Annotated in this window: 20 protein-coding genes and 3 tRNA genes; 12 read left to right on the forward strand and 11 right to left on the reverse strand. The window is 70.6% G+C overall.

Annotated features, from left to right (window positions below):
- The first annotated feature begins 32 nt into the window (after positions 1-32).
- The 4 genes from purF (at position 33) to amcA (ending at position 4,214) form a co-directional block, all read left to right on the forward strand.
- On the forward strand, positions 33-1,571 hold the full coding sequence (purF, locus tag ABGB10_RS29455) for an amidophosphoribosyltransferase (protein WP_347664252.1): 1,539 nt from the start codon (positions 33-35) through the stop codon (positions 1,569-1,571).
- 57 nt (positions 1,572-1,628) lie between these two features.
- Positions 1,629-2,783, forward strand: coding sequence for a phosphoribosylformylglycinamidine cyclo-ligase (purM, locus tag ABGB10_RS29460; RefSeq protein WP_347664253.1), 1,155 nt, complete (start codon positions 1,629-1,631; stop codon positions 2,781-2,783).
- A 131-nt stretch (positions 2,784-2,914) separates the two neighbouring features.
- Positions 2,915-4,006, forward strand: coding sequence for a cyclophane-forming radical SAM peptide maturase AmcB (amcB, locus tag ABGB10_RS29465; protein WP_347664283.1), 1,092 nt, complete (start codon positions 2,915-2,917; stop codon positions 4,004-4,006).
- The gene (gene amcA, locus ABGB10_RS29470; RefSeq protein WP_347664254.1) at positions 3,987-4,214 is read left to right on the forward strand and encodes a multiple cyclophane-containing RiPP AmcA; all 228 of its coding nucleotides are present in this window, start codon (positions 3,987-3,989) and stop codon (positions 4,212-4,214) included. Before amcB ends, amcA begins: the two co-directional genes overlap by 20 nt.
- 136 nt (positions 4,215-4,350) lie before the next feature.
- On the opposite strand, the gene ABGB10_RS29475 is transcribed toward amcA, so the two are convergent.
- Entirely contained in the window at positions 4,351-4,566 is a 216-nt protein-coding gene (locus ABGB10_RS29475; RefSeq protein ID WP_030332207.1) for a DUF3073 domain-containing protein, read from the reverse strand.
- Between the two features lie 300 nt (positions 4,567-4,866).
- A complete protein-coding gene (locus ABGB10_RS29480) occupies positions 4,867-5,949 on the reverse strand; it encodes a Glu/Leu/Phe/Val dehydrogenase (RefSeq protein ID WP_347664255.1) in 1,083 nt (360 codons plus the stop codon).
- Between the two features lie 193 nt (positions 5,950-6,142).
- Between ABGB10_RS29480 and ABGB10_RS29485 the strand changes: the two genes are divergently transcribed.
- Both ABGB10_RS29485 and ABGB10_RS29490 read left to right on the forward strand, forming a co-directional pair.
- A complete protein-coding gene (locus tag ABGB10_RS29485) occupies positions 6,143-6,982 on the forward strand; it encodes a hypothetical protein (protein ID WP_347664284.1) in 840 nt (279 codons plus the stop codon).
- A 251-nt stretch (positions 6,983-7,233) separates the two neighbouring features.
- The gene (locus ABGB10_RS29490) at positions 7,234-7,443 is read left to right on the forward strand and encodes a BldC family transcriptional regulator (RefSeq protein WP_007073996.1); all 210 of its coding nucleotides are present in this window, start codon (positions 7,234-7,236) and stop codon (positions 7,441-7,443) included.
- Between the two features lie 86 nt (positions 7,444-7,529).
- Here ABGB10_RS29490 and ABGB10_RS29495 read toward each other — a convergent pair whose 3' ends face one another.
- Complete coding sequence (locus ABGB10_RS29495) at positions 7,530-7,919, reverse strand: PPOX class F420-dependent oxidoreductase (protein WP_347664256.1); 390 nt, start codon at positions 7,917-7,919, stop codon at positions 7,530-7,532.
- Positions 7,920-7,973: 54 nt separating this feature from the next.
- Here ABGB10_RS29495 and ABGB10_RS29500 point away from each other — a divergent pair, with 54 nt between their 5' ends.
- Complete coding sequence (locus ABGB10_RS29500; RefSeq protein ID WP_347664257.1) at positions 7,974-8,753, forward strand: class I SAM-dependent methyltransferase; 780 nt, start codon at positions 7,974-7,976, stop codon at positions 8,751-8,753.
- 44 nt (positions 8,754-8,797) lie between these two features.
- Here the strand turns inward: ABGB10_RS29500 and ABGB10_RS29505 are convergent, their stop codons facing one another.
- Positions 8,798-9,085, reverse strand: a complete 288-nt coding sequence (locus ABGB10_RS29505; protein ID WP_282263284.1) for a hypothetical protein — start codon at positions 9,083-9,085, stop codon at positions 8,798-8,800.
- A gap of 177 nt (positions 9,086-9,262) precedes the next feature.
- On the opposite strand from ABGB10_RS29505, the gene ABGB10_RS29510 reads away from it, so the two are divergent.
- Together ABGB10_RS29510 and ABGB10_RS29515 are read left to right on the forward strand one after the other, a co-directional pair.
- Complete coding sequence (locus ABGB10_RS29510) at positions 9,263-10,120, forward strand: 3-hydroxyacyl-CoA dehydrogenase family protein (RefSeq protein ID WP_347664258.1); 858 nt, start codon at positions 9,263-9,265, stop codon at positions 10,118-10,120.
- Between the two features lie 52 nt (positions 10,121-10,172).
- Positions 10,173-10,916: an enoyl-CoA hydratase/isomerase family protein gene (locus ABGB10_RS29515; protein ID WP_347664259.1), complete on the forward strand. Its 744-nt coding sequence runs from the start codon at positions 10,173-10,175 to the stop codon at positions 10,914-10,916.
- 72 nt (positions 10,917-10,988) lie between these two features.
- Here ABGB10_RS29515 and ABGB10_RS29520 read toward each other — a convergent pair whose 3' ends face one another.
- Positions 10,989-12,332 carry an ABC transporter substrate-binding protein gene (locus ABGB10_RS29520; protein WP_347664260.1) on the reverse strand — a complete coding sequence of 448 codons (1,344 nt, stop codon included), beginning with the start codon at positions 12,330-12,332 and terminating at the stop codon, positions 10,989-10,991.
- 155 nt (positions 12,333-12,487) lie between these two features.
- Here ABGB10_RS29520 and ABGB10_RS29525 point away from each other — a divergent pair, with 155 nt between their 5' ends.
- A complete protein-coding gene (locus ABGB10_RS29525) occupies positions 12,488-12,877 on the forward strand; it encodes a hypothetical protein (protein WP_347664261.1) in 390 nt (129 codons plus the stop codon).
- A 167-nt stretch (positions 12,878-13,044) separates the two neighbouring features.
- Positions 13,045-13,752 (forward strand): DUF2786 domain-containing protein, encoded by a 708-nt coding sequence (locus ABGB10_RS29530; protein WP_347664262.1) that lies wholly within the window; start codon positions 13,045-13,047, stop codon positions 13,750-13,752.
- A gap of 5 nt (positions 13,753-13,757) precedes the next feature.
- Here the strand turns inward: ABGB10_RS29530 and ABGB10_RS29535 are convergent, their stop codons facing one another.
- Entirely contained in the window at positions 13,758-14,282 is a 525-nt protein-coding gene (locus tag ABGB10_RS29535) for an SRPBCC family protein (protein ID WP_347664263.1), read from the reverse strand.
- 156 nt (positions 14,283-14,438) lie between these two features.
- On the opposite strand from ABGB10_RS29535, the gene ABGB10_RS29540 reads away from it, so the two are divergent.
- Positions 14,439-15,359 (forward strand): hypothetical protein, encoded by a 921-nt coding sequence (locus tag ABGB10_RS29540; RefSeq protein WP_347664264.1) that lies wholly within the window; start codon positions 14,439-14,441, stop codon positions 15,357-15,359.
- 133 nt (positions 15,360-15,492) lie between these two features.
- Here the strand turns inward: ABGB10_RS29540 and ABGB10_RS29545 are convergent, their stop codons facing one another.
- The 5 genes from ABGB10_RS29545 to ABGB10_RS29565 all read right to left on the reverse strand — a co-directional run bounded on the left by ABGB10_RS29545 (position 15,493) and on the right by ABGB10_RS29565 (position 17,126).
- Positions 15,493-15,696, reverse strand: coding sequence for a hypothetical protein (locus ABGB10_RS29545; RefSeq protein WP_347664265.1), 204 nt, complete (start codon positions 15,694-15,696; stop codon positions 15,493-15,495).
- A gap of 142 nt (positions 15,697-15,838) precedes the next feature.
- A tRNA-Phe gene (locus tag ABGB10_RS29550) sits at positions 15,839-15,912 on the reverse strand.
- A gap of 99 nt (positions 15,913-16,011) precedes the next feature.
- Positions 16,012-16,085, reverse strand: a tRNA-Asp gene (locus ABGB10_RS29555).
- A 31-nt stretch (positions 16,086-16,116) separates the two neighbouring features.
- Positions 16,117-16,189, reverse strand: a tRNA-Glu gene (locus ABGB10_RS29560).
- Positions 16,190-16,343: 154 nt separating this feature from the next.
- The gene (locus ABGB10_RS29565) at positions 16,344-17,126 is read right to left on the reverse strand and encodes a polysaccharide deacetylase family protein (protein ID WP_347664266.1); all 783 of its coding nucleotides are present in this window, start codon (positions 17,124-17,126) and stop codon (positions 16,344-16,346) included.
- Positions 17,127-17,167: the final 41 nt, after the last annotated feature.

Here is a 17,167-nt window from a genome sequence, read left to right on the forward strand (position 1 = left end):
GGCCGGTCCAGACCAGCATGAGGGAGCGGTAGGTGCCCCGAGGCGACGGCCGGCTGAGCCACGACCTTGACCCCCAACGACCTGGCCCCCAGGATGCCTGTGGCGTCTTCGGCGTCTGGGCCCCCGGCGAAGAGGTTGCCAATCTGACCTACTTCGGCCTCTACGCCCTGCAGCACCGCGGCCAGGAGGCGGCGGGCATCGCGGTGAGCGATGGCTCCGGCGTGGTGGTCTACAAGGACCTCGGCCTGGTGGCCCAGGTCTTCGACGAGCCCACCCTGGCGAGCCTGCGCGGCCACCTGGCGATCGGGCACGCCCGCTACTCCACCACCGGCGCGTCGAACTGGGAGAACGCCCAGCCGACGATCCGTTCCACCACGGCGGGCACGACCATCGCGTTGGCCCACAACGGCAACCTGGTCAACACGGCCGAGCTGGAGAAGGAGGTCGCCGAGCGCGGCCTCGTCGCGGACGGCTCGACCAACGACACCTCCCTGGTGACGATGCTGCTGGCCGGTCGACCGGACCTGTCGGTCGAGGCGGCGGCACTTGAGGTGTTGCCACAGCTGCGCGGCGCGTTCAGCTTCGTCTTCATGGACGAGTCGACCCTCTACGCGGCCCGCGATCCGCACGGTGTCCGTCCGCTCGTGCTCGGCCGCCTGGAGCGTGGCTGGGTGGTGGCCAGCGAGACCGCAGCACTGGACATCGTCGGTGCCAGCGTCGTGCGCGAGGTCGAGCCGGGTGAGCTGATCGCGATCGACGAGAGCGGCCTGCGCTCCACCCGGTTCGCCGCGCCGGAGCCGAAGGGCTGCCTCTTCGAGTACGTCTACATCGCCCGCCCGGACGCCACGATCGCCGGGCGCAACGTCCACGCGGCACGGGTGCAGATCGGTCGGCAGTTGGCCAAGGAGCACCCGGTCGAGGCCGACCTGGTGATCCCGGTGCCCGAGTCGGGCACTCCGGCCGCGATCGGGTACGCGGAGGCGTCGGGCATCACCTACGGCGCCGGCCTGATGAAGAACCCGTACGTGGGTCGCACCTTCATCCAGCCGTCGCAGACCCTGCGGCAGTTGGGCATCCGGCTCAAGCTCAACCCACTGCGGGAGAACGTCCGGGGCAAGCGCCTGGTGGTCGTGGACGACTCGATCGTTCGCGGCAACACCCAACGCGCCATCGTGCGGATGCTGCGTGAGGCGGGGGCGCTGGAGGTGCACGTCCGGATCTCCTCTCCGCCGGTCAGCTGGCCGTGCTTCTACGGCATCGACTTCGCCACCCGGGCGGAACTGCTGGCCAACGGGTTGGACAACGACGGCATCCGGCGCTCCATCGGCGCCGACACGCTGGGTTACGTTTCGCTTCCCGGCCTGATCGCCGCGACCGAGCAGCCGAAGACCCGGTTGTGTCGGGCGTGTTTCGATGGGGAGTACCCGATCGAGCTGCCGGCCGGCAACCTGATCGGCAAGCACGTGCTCGAAGGTGTGGGCCGACGCGTCGCCAACTCGGCGCTGGAAGGCTCGCACGCCAACGGCTCGTCCGTCGCCACTCCGGGTGGCGTTACCGCAAACCGCCCGTAGCACCAACCGGCGCGGCCCGGCTACCGCCGGCGGCACCGAGAACCAAAGGGGAGAACCGTGACGCACGTGTCCGAGCGCAGCGGCGCAGGAAGCAGCCCGACCGGCGCCGGCGGCGACCGCCAGCCGTGGACGGGCGGTGCTGGCCGCCAGGCGCGCAAACGCTCGGTCTCGTACGCCGATGCCGGGGTCTCCATCGACGCGGGTGACCGCGCGGTGGAGTTGCTCAAGTCGAAGGTGCGCCAGACCCGCCGTCCTGAGGTGATGGGTGACCTCGGTGGCTTCGCCGGTCTGTTCCGGCTGGACACGAAGAAGTACAAGAGCCCGATCCTGGCGTCCTCCACCGACGGGGTGGGCACCAAGCTGGTGATCGCTCAGCAGATGGACATCCACGACACGGTCGGCATCGACCTGGTGGCGATGGTCGTGGACGACCTGGTGGCCTGCGGTGCCGAGCCGCTGTTCCTGCTCGACTACATCGCCACCGGCGAGGTCGTGCCGGACAAGGTCGCCGAGATCGGGGCGGGCATCGCCGACGGCTGCCGCTACGCGGGGTGCGCGTTGCTGGGCGGGGAGACCGCCGAGCACCCGGGCGTGCTCCGTCCGGACGAGTACGACATCTCCGCGACCGGTGTCGGCGTGGTCGAGGAAGCCGACATCCTCAGCCCGGAGCGGGTCGAGGTGGGCGACGTCGTGATCGCCATGCGTTCGTCCGGCCTGCACTCCAACGGTTACTCGCTGGTCCGGCACGTGCTCCTCGGCGCGGCTCGGATGCGTCTGGACATCGTGATCGACGACTTCGGTCGGCAGCGGACCCTGGGCGAGGAACTCCTCACCCCCACCAAGATCTACGCCAAGGACTGCCTCAAGCTGATCGCCGAGGCCGAGGTGCGGGCGCTGTCCCACATCACCGGTGGCGGCATCCCCGGCAACCTGGTCCGGGTGCTGCCCGAGCACGTCGACGCGGTGGTCAACCGGTCCACCTGGAAGCCGCAGCCGATCTTCGACCTGATCCAGACCAAGGGTCGGATCGACGACCAGGACATGGAGTCGACCTTCAACATGGGCGTCGGCATGTTCGCGATCGTGTCGGCCGAGGATGCCGACCGGGCGCTGGCCACGCTGACCGGCCGTGGGGTCGAGGCGTGGCAGGCCGGTGAGATCATCGAGGGCACCGGCAACGTGCAGATGGTCGGTCAGCACACCCGGGGATGATCACCCTCTGGTGATCGTACGGGCACCTGATCAGGGCTTCACCCGAGTGGCCAATGCCGCCTAGCCTGAAGGGCACCCTTCAGAGTCGGCGGAGGAGGGCGATGGCTGCTCGGGGACAGTCGTTCAACGGGATGCGCGGTCTTGCCGCCGTCCCGTCGTACGTCGTCATGCAGCCCACGACCCTCTGCAACCTCGACTGCGCGTACTGCTATCTGCCATTTCGGGCCACCGACCAGCGCATGCCGGTGGAGGTGGCCGAGGCGGTGGCAGCGGCGGTCAACCCCTGGGCGGCGGCCGGTCGGTTCTCCGTGGTGTGGCACGGCGGCGAACCGTTGGCCGCCGGCCCGGAGCACCTGGCCAACCTGATCGCGCCGTTCGGGCCCGAGGTCGAGCACCACGTGCAGACCAACGCCACCCTGATCGACGACGAGTGGTGCGACTTCTTCGCCCGGCACGAGATGCGGGTGAGTGTGAGCGTCGACGGGCCCCGGGCGCGCAACGGTGACCGGGTCAACCGGGGAGGCCAGCCGGCGTACGACCGGATCGTGCGTGGCATCGCGGTGCTGCGTCGGCGCGAACTGCCGTTCTCCGCCCTGGCCGTGGTGTCCCGGCCGGAGCGGGGGCTGGCCACCGAGTTGTACGACTACTTCCTCGACCTGGGTTGCGACGTGTTGGGCATCAACATCGAGGAGACCGAGGGAGTCAACACCCGGGACAACCGCCACGACTCGCGGGCGGTGACCGCGTTCTGGGCGGAGTTGGTCGCGGCCTGGCGCCGTGCGCCCCGGATCCACCTTCGCGAGGTCGAGTGGTCGTTGCGCTACGCCGCGGCGGTGCTCGACGGCTCGGCTGACGGTGTGCTGCCACGCCAGCTGGACCCGATCCCGACGATCGGTCACGACGGCTCGGTGACCGTGCTGTCCCCGGAGTTGGCTGGCTTCACCGACCCCCGCTACGGCGACTTCAGCAGCGGCAACGTCTTGAGTACCCCGCTGGCGGAGATCCTCGGCGTCGCATCGGCGACGCCGTGGGTCGGGGAGTTCCTGACCGGCGTGGAGGCGTGTCGAGTGTCCTGCCCCTACTTCGGCTTCTGCGGCGGTGGCCATGCCGCCAACCGTTACTTCGAGCTGGGGCGTTTTGACGGTACGGAGACCGAGCACTGCCGCAACAGCAAGATCCGCCTATTGGAGGGAGTGTTGGAGCATGCCCGAGAGCACCAGTGACCGGCGGCCCGAGCGCGCAGCGGATGACGGAGTCAACGAGCGCGTGCGGGAGGCTGCTCCTGCCCTCGTCGCGCTGTTGCGGGAGGCCGAGACCGCGCGACGCCTGCGTTCGGAGGTGTCGGGCGGGGACGGCGCCAGCGCGGTCTGCGCCTGGAACCACTTCGAGAACATCCCGACGTTCTACAACTGGAACAATCGCCCGCGCTGAGGGGGCCGTGAACAGGGGCCTGTCGAGCGGCCGGAGTGGTTCCGGTCGGGCCAGGCCCCTGTTCGTCGGCGACTGCACCTGCACGGGACGTGCGTGAGCACGCGGGGATCACCGCGTGCTCAGCTGCGTCGAGAGGTCAGCGGGTCGGACGGACCCAGGGATCCGGATCGTCGTCCGCGTGATCCTCATCATCGTCGTCGACGAACTCTTTAGAGTCGTCGTCGAAGTGGTGCTCAGACTTACCAGCACCCGCCAGTTCGCGCTGCAAGGCGGTGAGGTCGGTGTTCGGGGAGTGGTACTTCAACTCCCGCGCCACCTTAGTCTGCTTGGCCTTAGCACGGCCGCGCCCCATGGCTCGACCCCCTCGCACAGAATGCGGGGCAGCCCGAAGGCGGGCCCCGATGACGTCAGGCATCTCTCGTGGCTCTTACGGTACATGGGGATGCCACCGTTCGGCACCTCGGGTTACCGTCAGCCGGCTCTGCGCGTCGCGTCGATCCGGCCGTCACCCAGTGTACCGGGTAAGGAGCGGAACGGTTAGCGCCCGTGACACCGGACAAACCGCACCAAAATTCGATCCGGCCTCAGCTTACCCAGCCGTGTCGGTACGGGAGGCCCGGAGGCGGATCCCGTCGACCCGCCTCCGGAACGCTCAGCGCAGGTGGATCCCGCGCAGTCGGCCGATCTCCGCCATCCGACGCTCGGCCAGCCGGTCCGCGGCCACCGCGGGCGGCACGCCCTCGGCGTCCGCCAGGCGGAGGATCTCGCGGGTGGTGTCGTAGATCCGGGTCGCCCGGAGCTTCGCCCGGTCGAAGTTGAAGCCCTCGATCTCGTCGGCGACCTGGATCACGCCACCGGCGTTGACCACGTAGTCCGGCGTGTAGAGGATGCCCCGGTCGGCCAGCAGCTTCTCGATGCCCGGGTGGGCGAGCTGGTTGTTCGCCGCGCCGGCCACCACCTTGGCACGCAGCGCCGGCACGGTGTCGTCGTTCAGGGCGCCGCCCAGCGCGCACGGCGCGTACACGTCGATGTCCGCGGCGACCAGGGCGCTGGCGTCGTCCACCAGGGTGACCTGCGGGTGGTTGCTGCGCACCCACTCCAGCGCCTTCGGGTTGACGTCGGTGGCGACCACCTCGGCGCCGTCCTCCAGCAGATGCCCGGTCAGGTACTTGCCGACCTTGCCCAGGCCGGCCACGCCGACCCGGCGGCCCCGCAGGCTCGGGGTGCCCCAGACGTGCTCGGCGGCGGCCCGCATGCCCTGGAAGACACCCCAGGCGGTGAGGATCGACGAATCGCCGGCGCCGCCGTGCTCGACGCTACGACCGGTCACGTACCGGGTCTCCCGAGCCACGACGTCCATGTCCGCCACGTACGTGCCGACGTCGCAGGCGGTGTAGTAGCGGCCGCCCAGGGACTCCACGAAGCGCCCGTACGCGCGCAGCAGTGCCTCGCTCTTGATCTGCTCCGGGTCGCCCCAGATGACGGCCTTGCCGCCGCCCAGGTCCAAGCCGGCGAGCGCGTTCTTGTACGCCATCCCACGGGACAGATCCAGCACGTCGGCGAGGGCGTCCTCCTCGCTGGCGTACGGGTAGAAGCGGGTGCCGCCGAGCGCCGGCCCCAGCGCGGTGGAGTAGATCCCGATGATCGCCTTCAGGCCGCTCTGCTTGTCCTGGCAGAACACGACCTGTTCGTGACCGGTCGATACCGGGTCGTCGGTGCTCGCGAATACGCCCATGGTTGGCTCCTGGAGTGGTGTGCGCCCTTGTGGGACGCGGACCTGGTGGACCCCGGCGGGGATGCTGCCGGTGTGATCGAGCCTAGTATCGGCCGCCGTGAGGGTGCTCGACGCGCCGCCGCCGTCCCACGTTGCGGCGCGCGTGGTCCGGCCGCTGACCGCGTACGGCTGCGGTTCGTGGGAGGATCGCGCCGTGCCGTCGCTCTTCGCTTCTTACCTGCGCGTGTACGAACCGTTGGCCGCCTTCGACCGGGACCGGCAGAGCTACTGGCGCCGTTACGTCTCGGAGGGGCGGGCGATCGCCCCCGTCGAGGGGCCCGGCCGGCAGCGGACGGCGGTGATCGAGGCGCTGGGCGCTGGCTGGACCCGGCTGCCCGACCTGCCGGAGGAGGCGTACGTCCTGGAGACGGACGACAGCCTGCTGGTCTGCCCGTGGAACCTGCGGATCCGGGTCGCTGAGGCGGCGCTCAGCGCTCGGGACGGCGTGCCCTCGGTGCTCGCCGACGCCTTCGTGCCGCCGGTGCTCGCCGGGCAGGCCAGGGCGGTCGTCGACGACTGGCGCAGCGGCGCGCGGGTGTTGGAGCACGGCGTGCCCCGGGTGCACGAGCAGATCGCCACCTGGGGGGTGCCACTGCGGTGGTTCGTGCTCTTCGAGCCGGCCGAGCGGGACCTGGTCACCCAGCCGGGGCGACGGGCGTTGCGCTACCGCACCGAGATCTCCAAGGCCCGCCGCCGGTCATCGCGGGCGCTGTCGGTGTTGCGCAAGTCGGTGGGCGACGCGCCGATCACCGAGGCGGTGGAGGAGGCGGCCCGCTGGTTGGAGGAGTTCCATCCCCGGTCGGTGGTCGAGTTGGACTACGGCGGTCTGGTGGACCTGCTGTCCGACGAGACTCTCGAGGCCGACGACTCTCCGGAACTTGTCGCGGGCGGCCTCGCGGGGCTGTCGCGGGGTGAGGCCGACGAGGCGTCGGCCGCGTACGACAAGTTGGTGGCCCGATGGCGCGCGGTGCAGTTGCTCGAGCGGTGCAACTAGGGGCAAATCGGCCTAGAAGCGCTCCCAAGGTGAGGTGTGCTCGTAGTTGACGCATCACGAACCGTGATCATGAGTCCGAATAAGGTACTTTCTGCCGTGTAAAAGTCGTAAAAATCGGGCATGGTTCATCCGTCCGTCTAGGGACCTTCATCCGTTCGGCCCATGTCGGACATCGGGGACTAGCCGGACCATGGGAGACGCGTCGGCCGGCGGGACCCCGGCCGATGTCTATACATGTGGAGGAGTGACCGATGGCATCGCGAACGCACGAACCAGAGCCGCTACTTACACCGGCCGAGGTGGCGTCGATGTTCCGTGTCGACCCGAAGACGGTGACCCGGTGGGCCAAGGCTGGCAAGCTCAGTGCCATCCGCACCCTGGGTGGCCACCGTCGCTACCGCGAGTCGGAGGTCAGGGCGCTGTTGCAGGGTCAGATCCCGCAGCAGCGGCAGGGCGACTGAGCCGGCACCAGCTTTTCTTTTCGGTCAGGGGCGGTGGATCTCGATCCTCCGCCCCTTTCCACGCCCCGCGACGTCTCCGCACCGACTCAGCGCCGCGCCTCGGCCAGAGTCACCCGGATGCCGACCGTGCCGCCCTCGCCCCGGCGAAGCCGGCTGCCCAGCAGGCTGAGTCGACCGATCAGGCGGTACTTGTGCTTGAGCAGGTCACGGACCCGACCGGTGTCACCACTTCCGTAGATCGTCGCGTGGGCCGACACCTCCGCCCCGTGTGGCCGGCCGCGCACGTCGCACGGGGCCACGGTCACGTCGCCGTTGCGCCGGATCCGCTTGACCTTGCCCGAGTCGGCCCGGGTCCAGACCGCCAACGCCTCGCCGTCGCGTACCGCCCAGACCGGGGTCGGCACCGCCCGACCGTCCTTGCGGAAGGTCGTGAGCAGGATGTACTTCTCGGCCGACAGCCGGTCCAACGTGGTCACGCCGCCAGGATACGGCCGCTACGGGGCACTGAGTGGCCGGATAGCGTGAACGTCGTGACGGGGGAACCTCTAATCGGTGACGTGGTCGGCGAACTGCTGCGGGACACGCTCGCGGTGGCCAGCGGGGTCGGACCCCGACCACTGGTGGGTGGGCGACTGCCCCGGCCGGTCATCGAGATCATCGAACGGGACGACGGGCTGATCAACGGCGCGCCGGCCGCGCACTACCTCGACGGGCCGCAGGACTGGCAGCCGTACGACCACCGCGCGGTGGACCGGGTCCGCGGCGAGACGCTGGACGTCGGCACCGGCGCCGGCCGGATCGCCCTGCTGCTCCAGGAGCGCGGCGTACCGGTCACCGGCCTGGACACCTCCGCCGGCGCGCTCGCGGTGAGCCGACGTCGCGGTGTCCGGCGGCTGGTACACGGCACCGTCGACACGCACGTGGCCGATGGTCAGCGGTACGACACGTTCCTGCTGCTCGGCAACAACCTCGGGCTGTTCGAGGGCCGGAAGCGTGCCCCCGAGTTCCTGACCGCGCTCGCCGCGCTGGCCCGACCGGGGGCGCAGATCATCGCGCACGGCACCGACCCGTACGGCACACGCGACCCGGTGCACACCGGTTACCACGAACGCAACCGTCGCCGGGGTCGGCTCGGCGGTCAGCTCCGGCTCCGGCTGCGTTACCGGGAACTGGGCACCGAGTGGTTCGACTACCTGGTCTGTTCGGCGGACGAGTTCGCCTCGCTGGTGCACGGCACCGCCTGGCGGCTCACCGATGTGGACGATCGCGACGCGCCCTACTACCTCGCGACCCTGCGCCTGGCCGACTGAGCGACGGCCCCCGCGCTTCACCAGCGCAGAGGCCGTCGTACAGCTCAGACCTGGACGGTCGGGGGAAGCTGCTCGGGCGGCAGACCGCCGTCGCCGTCGACCACCTCGTCCGGGGTGCCGTCCTCGTCGATGTCGACCATGGTGATGTCCACCTTGCCGTCACCGTCGGTGTCGAACTGGAACAGGTCGGCCTTGCCGTCGCCGTCGGTGTCCACCACCCACACGTCGGTCTTGCCGTCGTTGTTCGTGTCGGCGCGCAGCAGCTCGACCCGCTCTTCGCCCCGAGTCTCCACGATCTCCCCGTCAGTGACGCTCTCCGGTGCCTGGCTCATGTCGATGCGGTCCTTCCCTCGGTTGACGGGCCGTCATTACCCGATCTCACGCTCCCCCACGCATGGGCCGGGTCGACGTGCTGAATAGGGTCGCACCATGAGCGAGCGGAACGGGCGGGACACCCGGGTCGGCGTGGCGGAGACCCCGCGCGCCGGCGGGGCGGACAGGGAGGCGTGATGAGCGATCGTTTCGTGGTCGTCGGTGCCGGCACGATGGGCCTCGGCATCGCGTACGTGGCGGCCGGGGCCGGGCACACCGTGGAGTTGGTCGAGGTGGACCCTGAGCGGGGAGCCTCCGCGTTGAACCGGCTCGCCGACCTGTGGGAGCGCGCGGTGCAGCGCGGGAAGCTGAGCGCCGACGAGGCCGCCGCGAACCGGCAACGGGTCACGCTGCGCCCGACGCTCGCCGAGGTCGCTCCCGCCCCCGAGGTGATCGTGGAGGCGGTGCCGGAGCGGCTCGACCTGAAGCGGGCGGTGCTGCGGGACGCCGCCGCGCTGCACCCGGCTCTGCTGGGCAGCAACACCTCCAGCATCGCAATCGGCGAACTGGCCGCCGGACTGGACGCGCCCGAGCGCTTCCTCGGTCTGCACTTCTTCAACCCGGTCTGGGCGATGGCGCTGCTGGAGATCGTGGTCGGCCCGGCCACCGCCGAGGAGACCACCACGGCGGCCGTCGCGCTCGCCGGCCGGTTGGGCAAGGACCCCGTCGTCGTACGCGACATGCCCGGCTTCGCCACGTCGCGACTCGGGGTCACCCTCGGGCTGGAGGCGATCCGGATGGTGGCCGACGGGGTGGCCAGCCCAGCCGACATCGACAAGGCCATGGTGTTGGGCTACCGGCACCCGATCGGCCCGCTGGAACTCACCGACCTGGTCGGTCTGGACGTGCGGCTGGACATCGCCCGCACCCTCCAGGCCGCGTACGGGGACCGTTTCGCACCGCCGCCCCTGCTCGTGGAGATGGTGGCCGAGGGGCGGCTGGGGAAGAAGTCGGGGCAGGGTTTCTACCGGTGGAACGCCGGGGTGAAACAGTGAGCGCGAGGAGTGAGCTTGCGAGCCCCGCAGTCGTGAACGGAGGGCGGGCACAGTGAGCGGCCTGCGGATCGAGGAGCGGCCGGACCGGCTGGTGGTCACTCTGGACCGGCCGGAGAAGCGCAACGCCATCGACGCCGACCTGATTGCCGAGTTGCACCAGGTCTGCGCCGAGTTGGAGGCGCATCCCCGGCTCCTGCTGTTGACCGGCGGCGCCGCGGGCATCTTCGCCGGAGGCGCCGACATCGGCCAACTCCGCGAGCGGGACCGCACGGATGCTCTCGCCGCGATCAATTCCGCCGCGTTCGCCCGGATCCGGGCGCTACCGATGCCGACCGTGGCCGCCGTCGACGGCCCGGCGCTGGGCGGTGGCGCGGAGCTGGCGTACGCCTGCGATCTGCGGGTGTGCACGGCTCGGGCGGTCTTCGGCCAGCCGGAGGTGCGGTTGGGCATCCTGGCCGGCGCTGGCGCGACCCACCGGCTGCCCGCGCTGGTCGGTGAGGGCCGGGCCAAGGAACTGCTCTTCACCGGACGGCGGGTGGACGCCGCCGAGGCGCTGCGGATCGGTCTGGTGAACCGGGTGGTGGACGAGCCGGGTGAGCTGTTGACGGTGGCGCACGCCCTGTTGGACGAGATCGCCCTGGGCTCGCCGCTGGCACTGCGGCTGACCAAGCTGGCGGTGGACGCGCCCGCCGCCGCGCACCCGCATCTTGACCTGGTCAGCCAGGCGGTGCTCTTCGAGGACGAGGAGAAGCACCGGCGGATGACCGAGTTCCTGGAGCGCCGCCGGCCGCGATGATTCCCCGACACGAAACGGCCGCACCGGCGAGAACGCCCGGTGCGGCCGTTTCGTCGGCCCGTGGTCGTCGTGCTACTGCCGGATCTGCACCCCGGCGTCGGCCAGGCCGCGGATCACCTGGGCGGACTCACCGAAACCGATGATCAGTACGGCGTCCGCGCCGAAGGCCTTGATCTCCTTCGCGCCGCCGCTGAAGTCGACCGGCGGCGCCTTCGCGTCGGCCGGCGGTTCGTACGTCAGCAGCTTGAGCCGATCGTTCGCGATGCCGGCCTTCTCCAGTTCGTCGCGGACGGTGGCCTGGAGGCCCTCACCGTAGGAGTCCTTGCGGGCAACGATGACGATCTTCTGCGACCCGTCGCGGAGGATCACGTCGGCCAGCGCCCGGCCCTGGAGGCTGTCCGGAGGGGCGGTGCGGAAGTAGAGGCCCTTGTCCTCCACGTCGGTCAGCCCGCTGTCGGTGTTGGAGGGGGAGAAGAGGATCTTCCCGGCCTGCACCACGTCCGGCAGCACCTCCCGGGAGATGCCCGAACCACCCGCGCCGATGATCACGCTGACGCCGTCCGTCACGTGCTTGGCCACCGTCGCCTTGGCCACCGTCGGGCTGGTGCCGTCGTCGCCGTCCATCCACGTCACCGGCTTGCCCAGCGCGCCACCAGCGGCGTTGATCTCCTTGATCGCCAGCGCGGCGCCGGCGGCCATCGGCGGGTAGGCGATCGCGAGGTCACCGGTCTTCGGCAGCAGACCGCCCAGGATCAGCGGTTCCTGGTCGGGGTCGCCGCCCGGGCGCTGCTTCTTCGGCTTCGGCGGCGTCTTGGTGCTCGCCGCCGACTCGGTGCCGGCCCCGACGAACTCGGTCTTGCCGTCGTTGATCTGCTGCCCGTCGAAGGTCAGCGTGGCGTAGCTCGCGGTGGCCGGCTCACCCTTGTCGGTGAAGCCTGCCCGGGTCAGCGACACGCTGCGGTACTCGATGTCCTGCCCGTTGCGGGCCAGGGCGAGGCAGCTGGTGGGGTCCTCGCAGCGCTGCCCGTCGTTGGTCACGCCGACGATCTGCTTCGCGATGTCGGCGGGGTTGGTGCTGCCGGCCAACTGGGCGGCGAGCACGGCGATCACCACCGCGTCGTACGTCTCGGCGGCGTACAGGTAGTCCGTCAGCGCCGGATTGACGGCCCGTAGCCGGCTCTTGAAGTCCTCGGGCAACGGGGTGAGCGGCGTGGTCCCCTTCATCCCGTCGACGAGACTCGCGCGTTCCTTCAACTCCGCAGGATAGGAGTTGAGCATGTTGCCGTCCGTGCCGTAGAGGCGCACCTGTTGGGCGCTGGCCTCCTCGGGCTTGTCATCCCCGCAGGCGCTTGTGGCGAGCAGGATCGTCGCGCAGGCAGCCAGTGTGGCCACCCGCGATCGGCGTGATACGAGCATGGTCGTCCTTCCTCCGGCGAAGGTCCGCTGCGCACATTAGCGTGCCGAGGCCGGCGGTGGGACCGTGGAGGTGGCGTAAAGCGCAGGTAGCTCGCGTTGAACACGGACAGTGACGATCGGTGGGGTGCTTGACCGCCCGTCCTACTGTGCGCTGGGTGACGGACCTACCACAGCAGACGTTCGACGACGCAGCCGCCGTGCTCCGCTCGGCGCTGACCGGGGATGGAGACGCGGTGGTGGGAGCGTTCGACGCGGTCGTCGACCGGGCTGGCCTGAGTGGCGCGTACGGGGTCGCCTGGTGTCTCGCCGCGACGATGCTCGGTGACACCCCGGCGGCCAGCGGGGCGGCGCTGGACTTCCCGGGAATCGACCAGGCGGAGTACGACACCCGCTGGGTGGCGCGCTTCGTCAGCGCGTACGCCAATCGGGACGACTCGACCGGAGAGGCGCTGTTCGGGGCTGCGGCAGCCGATGGTCTGCTGCCCGACTGCCTGCTCACCCTCGCCGGCTCGACGATCGCCACCCTGCGCAGCCGCGCCGGGTGACAACCGGGTCGCGGCGTCCGTCGGGGGGCGGACGCCGCGACCGGGCGCATCGGTCAGAACGCGTGGTACGCGATGAGCGGCTCGTACTCGTACCGCAGGTTTTGATACATATCGATTGATGCTGTCGTGGCCCGTTGATGTCCGCCCCGTGTGGTAGCTCTGTAGGCATGTCGGAGGCCATGCTCAGCAAGGTGCGCAAGCTGCTGGCCCAGGCCGAGGATCCGGCCTGCACGCCCGCCGAAGCCGCCGCGTTCACCGCCAAGGCGACCGAGCTGATCGCCCGCTACGGCGTGGACCGGGCGCTGCTGGCCGTCCATGACCCGACCACCGATCCCGTCGGCGACCGGGTGCTGGACATCGTCGCCCCGTACGCCCGCGACAAGGTAGGTCTGCTCGCCGCCGTCGCCGAGCCGTTGCGCTGCCGCTGCGTGCGCCGTCGGCAGGGCAACGGCTTCGCGCTGCACCTCTTCGGCTTCGCCAGTGACCTGGAGCGGGTCGACCTGCTCTTCACCTCACTGCTCGTGCAGGCGGCGCACGGCCTGGCCGCCACCCCGGTGCCGGAGGACGACCATCCCGCCGCCTTTCGCCGCTCCTGGCTGGCCGGTTTCGCGGAGGTGATCGGGGGCCGTCTCTGGGCGGCGGAGACGGCGGCGGCCAGCGAGTCGGGCACACCGTCGGTGGCGCTGGTGCTGGCCGATCGGTCCGACCGGGTGCAACGACGGCTCAGCGAGGAATACCCACGGCTGCGCACCGCCCCGCCGCGCCGACTGGGCGGCACCGGGTTCGGCTCGGGCGCGGAGGCTGGACAACGAGCGAACCTGGGTGGCCGGGACCTCGCCGGCCAATCCGCTGTTGATCGGCGGCTCGGCCGGTGAGCCGGTCAGGCGGAGGTGCCGGGGTGGCGCGACACCGTGTCGACGTAGCGGGTGAGCAGCTCGTGCCAGCCGGCGGTGAGTGCCTTGCGGTATCCCTCGGCCGCCTCGCCGTGCCGGTCGAAGTGCCGGTGCTCCAGCTCGACCCGGGTGCGCTCCGGCCCTTCCGGTAGGAACAGCACCTCGACCTCACTGGCCCGGGCCGGATCCGGCACCGGCGCCCGGTCCGGGCCGATCTGCCAGACGAAGACCAGCCGCCGCGGCGGATCCCAGGTGAGCACCCGCCCCCAGTCGGCGCGAAAGCCGTACGGGCCGATCTCGTAGAGCATGCCGCCGGCCCGGGGCTCCATGCCCAGCTCGTCGAGTGCGTCCGGGCCGGACCAGGTGTATTCGACGACCCACCAGTCAGTCAGCTTGGCGGTGAAGACCGCGAACGCGTGCTCGGCCGAGCCCGGGACGAGGAGACTGCACCGCAGGGAGAACCGGTCGGCGTCCTGCCGGATGTCGGCCGGATCAGTCATTTCCTGTCCCATAGGCCCGGACCATACCGGCTGATGCCCGGGTGTGCAGCTTCACGCGGTGCCCGGTTCCAGACAGAGGGTCGCCGGGCCGTCACGCACGGGATGCCCGACCGGAAACCGGGTAACCCCGCGAACGACCGGAACTCTGTGCAGGCGGGGCGGGAGATCATGAGCGAGAACGCGCAGCAACGAGGGCCGGACCGGAACGTCGACAGCGCAGAACCGGACGTCCTGCTCGACATTCCGAAGGTGTCCGTCGACTCGATCCGGCTGGCGGTCGACGGCCTGGACGCCGACCTGTCGCTGCGGGCCCGGGTGGCCAACCTGCTACAGGTCGACGCCGGCGTACGGGTGCACCTGAGCGGCGTGGAGCTGGACATCAACGGGGTGCACGCCGAGGCGCAGCTACGGGTCCGGTTGGAGCAGTTGACCGGGATCCTGGGGCGGGCGCTCGACACCCTCGACGCCAACCCGCAGATCATCGAAGCGCTCGCCCGGACGGCCACCGCCGTCGACGACGTGAACCGCAGCGCGCAGCAGTTGGTCGCCGGGGCGGCGGAGGTCCGGGCGTCGGCGCGGCGCTCCGGCGGCGTACTCGACGAACTGGGTCAGCAGGTGGGCGCGGTCGGTGCGGTCGCCGACCGTGACCGACCCGGTCCTGCCCGGCCGGGTCCGGGTCGGCCTGGACCAGGTCCGGTCAGCTCGGAGCCGAGGGCCGGGGGCCCGGGGCCCCGAGCTGGCGGTCCTGGCCCAGTCGACCAGTCACGACCGGAGGGTCAGCATCCGGAGGCTCGTGAGCCGGCGGGTCAGCATCCGGCGGGCCCGAGGCCCGGAGCCCGTGAGTCGGCGGGCCGGGGACCGGAAGGGGCGGCTGGACGATCTGGTGACCGGCCCGATCAGGCGGCTGCGCCCGGCCCGTCCGGAGACGGTGACGGCGGTCTGTCGGCCGCGGCGCAGGCTGCCGCCCAGAACGCGGCCCAGCTCGCCGAGCAGGCGGGGGAGACGCTGCGACAGGCCGGACGCAGCGTGTGGGAGGCGATCCAGGGCAGCGTGGTGCAGCACCGCCCGCAGGGTCGCCGCGACCACTGACGCCGAGCCACCGCACCATGATCGACTCGGTTTCCTTGATACCGCGGTGTCGCGAGCGCTGGGACACCCCGACATCAGGAAAGGCGAGTTGATCACGCCGTTCGGTGGTGCTGCTGGTCGGCGGGAGGCCAGGTCAGAAGTCTGCGCCGCGCCAGCGGGATCCCAACACCGCTGCCTCGATGCGGAGCAGCAGGCCCGCGATCACCAGCAGAGCGCCGGACACGAGGAACTCGCCGCTGGAATTGACGCCGCTCAGGCCCATGACGAAGAGGGCGCCGCCGACAACGGCGCCGAGTGTTCCGATGGTCTCCACGATCCCGCCAGGCCTTCTGTCCACAGGCGGGAGCGTAGGTGCGGACGATGAACGCGGGGCGACCGGAAGTGGTCGACCCGGGGTGCCAGCGAAAGCACCGGAAACAGCAAGATCCCCACCTGCGAATCCGCTGGTGGGGACCTCTGTAGCCCGGCGAAAGGCTATGTGGCCAGGGGCGGGGTCGAACCGCCGACCTTCCGATTTTCAGTCGGACGCTCGTACCAACTGAGCTACCTGGCCGTGTCGCTCGGCTCATGCTACCCGGCTACCGGACGAACCGGTGGCAGGGTGACCTGCTCCGATACGCAGAACGCCGCGCGAGGCGCGGCGTCAGCGCTGCGGTCCTGACGGGACTTGAACCCGCGACCTCCGCCTTGACAGGGCGGCGAGCACTCCAACTGCTCCACAGGACCTAGCTTGTGTTGCTCCGGCTTGCGCCGGTCGTGCCCCCAACGGGATTCGAACCCGTGCTACCGCCTTGAAAGGGCGGCGTCCTGGGCCGCTAGACGATGAGGGCGGCCCCGCCATCATTGCACACTCGCAACTTCAAGCGGACTTGCTCCCATCCGGCCCCGCCGGAGGCTCCGAAAGCATACGTGATGCCTGGTCGGTCGACAAAATCGGTATCGGCAAGGGCTGGAAATGGGGGATAACCGCAGGTCAAGCGCGGTCTAGCGGAGTTTGGCGATGCCGAAGCGCTTCTTCAGGTCGGCGATCAGGTGAGGGCAGGCGGCGAGCGTCGCGGCCCGGTTGCCACCCCCGTCGTGCAGCAGCACGATGGCACCGGGGCGGGCGGCGGCGTGGATCCGTTTGCCGATCGTGGCGGCGGTCGGCTTGTCCCAGTCCTGCGGGTCGACCGACCAGTGCAGTGGGCGCATACCGAGCCCCTTCGCGACGTCCAGCACCTCCGACGTCCACCGGCCGCCCGGTTGCCGATAGAACGGCACCTTCGCGCCGGGAGCCGCCGTCTGGATGGCCTTGTTGGTGCGGGCCAGGTCGGCCTGGATCTCGTCGACGGGCCGCCGGGCCAGGTCGAGGTCGTGTCGCCAGCTGTGGTTGCAGAGCTGGTGCCCCTCGCGGACGATCCGCCGGACCAGCTCCGGGTGGCGCTGCACCTCACGGCCGACGACGCAGAAGGTGGCGGTCACCTTGGCGGCCCGCAGTTGGTCGAGCACCTTGGGTGTCCAGGCCGGGCTGGGCCCGTCGTCGAAGGTGAGGACCACCGGGCGTTCGCCGGTGTTGCGGCGCAGGCCGGCCGGGAGCTTCGCCGGCAACGGACGCAGCGGAGGCTTGGGCGGCTTGGTGAGCGCCGGGTGTGGCGAAGGGGTCGGCGAGGCGGTCGACTCCGTCGGGTGCGGGGCGCCGACGGGCGCGATGGTGCGTTCCGGCCGCGCACAGCCGGACAGGACCAGCACCACGGCGAGGACGGACGCCAGGAAGGCGCGCGCTTGCATCTGCTGGCTCCCGGAGGGGTCGGGGTAGGCGGACCCGCCCG

It is taken from the genome of Micromonospora sp. B9E7 (assembly GCF_039871815.1).
Taxonomy (GTDB): Bacteria; Actinomycetota; Actinomycetes; order Mycobacteriales; family Micromonosporaceae; genus Micromonospora.

Coding starts and splice junctions, on each gene's coding strand:
- ABGB10_RS29520 (WP_347664260.1), bottom strand. CDS start 12,332: ATGCTCGTATCACGCCGATCGCGGGTGGCCACACTGGCTGCCTGCGCG.
- ABGB10_RS29530 (WP_347664262.1), top strand. CDS start 13,045: ATGTCGGAGGCCATGCTCAGCAAGGTGCGCAAGCTGCTGGCCCAGGCC.
- ABGB10_RS29535 (WP_347664263.1), bottom strand. CDS start 14,282: ATGGGACAGGAAATGACTGATCCGGCCGACATCCGGCAGGACGCCGAC.
- ABGB10_RS29505 (WP_282263284.1), bottom strand. CDS start 9,085: ATGAGCCAGGCACCGGAGAGCGTCACTGACGGGGAGATCGTGGAGACT.
- ABGB10_RS29510 (WP_347664258.1), top strand. CDS start 9,263: ATGAGCGATCGTTTCGTGGTCGTCGGTGCCGGCACGATGGGCCTCGGC.
- amcB (WP_347664283.1), top strand. CDS start 2,915: ATGCGCGGTCTTGCCGCCGTCCCGTCGTACGTCGTCATGCAGCCCACG.
- ABGB10_RS29565 (WP_347664266.1), bottom strand. CDS start 17,126: ATGCAAGCGCGCGCCTTCCTGGCGTCCGTCCTCGCCGTGGTGCTGGTC.
- amcA (WP_347664254.1), top strand. CDS start 3,987: ATGCCCGAGAGCACCAGTGACCGGCGGCCCGAGCGCGCAGCGGATGAC.
- ABGB10_RS29540 (WP_347664264.1), top strand. CDS start 14,439: ATGAGCGAGAACGCGCAGCAACGAGGGCCGGACCGGAACGTCGACAGC.
- ABGB10_RS29490 (WP_007073996.1), top strand. CDS start 7,234: ATGGCATCGCGAACGCACGAACCAGAGCCGCTACTTACACCGGCCGAG.
- ABGB10_RS29475 (WP_030332207.1), bottom strand. CDS start 4,566: ATGGGGCGCGGCCGTGCTAAGGCCAAGCAGACTAAGGTGGCGCGGGAG.
- ABGB10_RS29480 (WP_347664255.1), bottom strand. CDS start 5,949: ATGGGCGTATTCGCGAGCACCGACGACCCGGTATCGACCGGTCACGAA.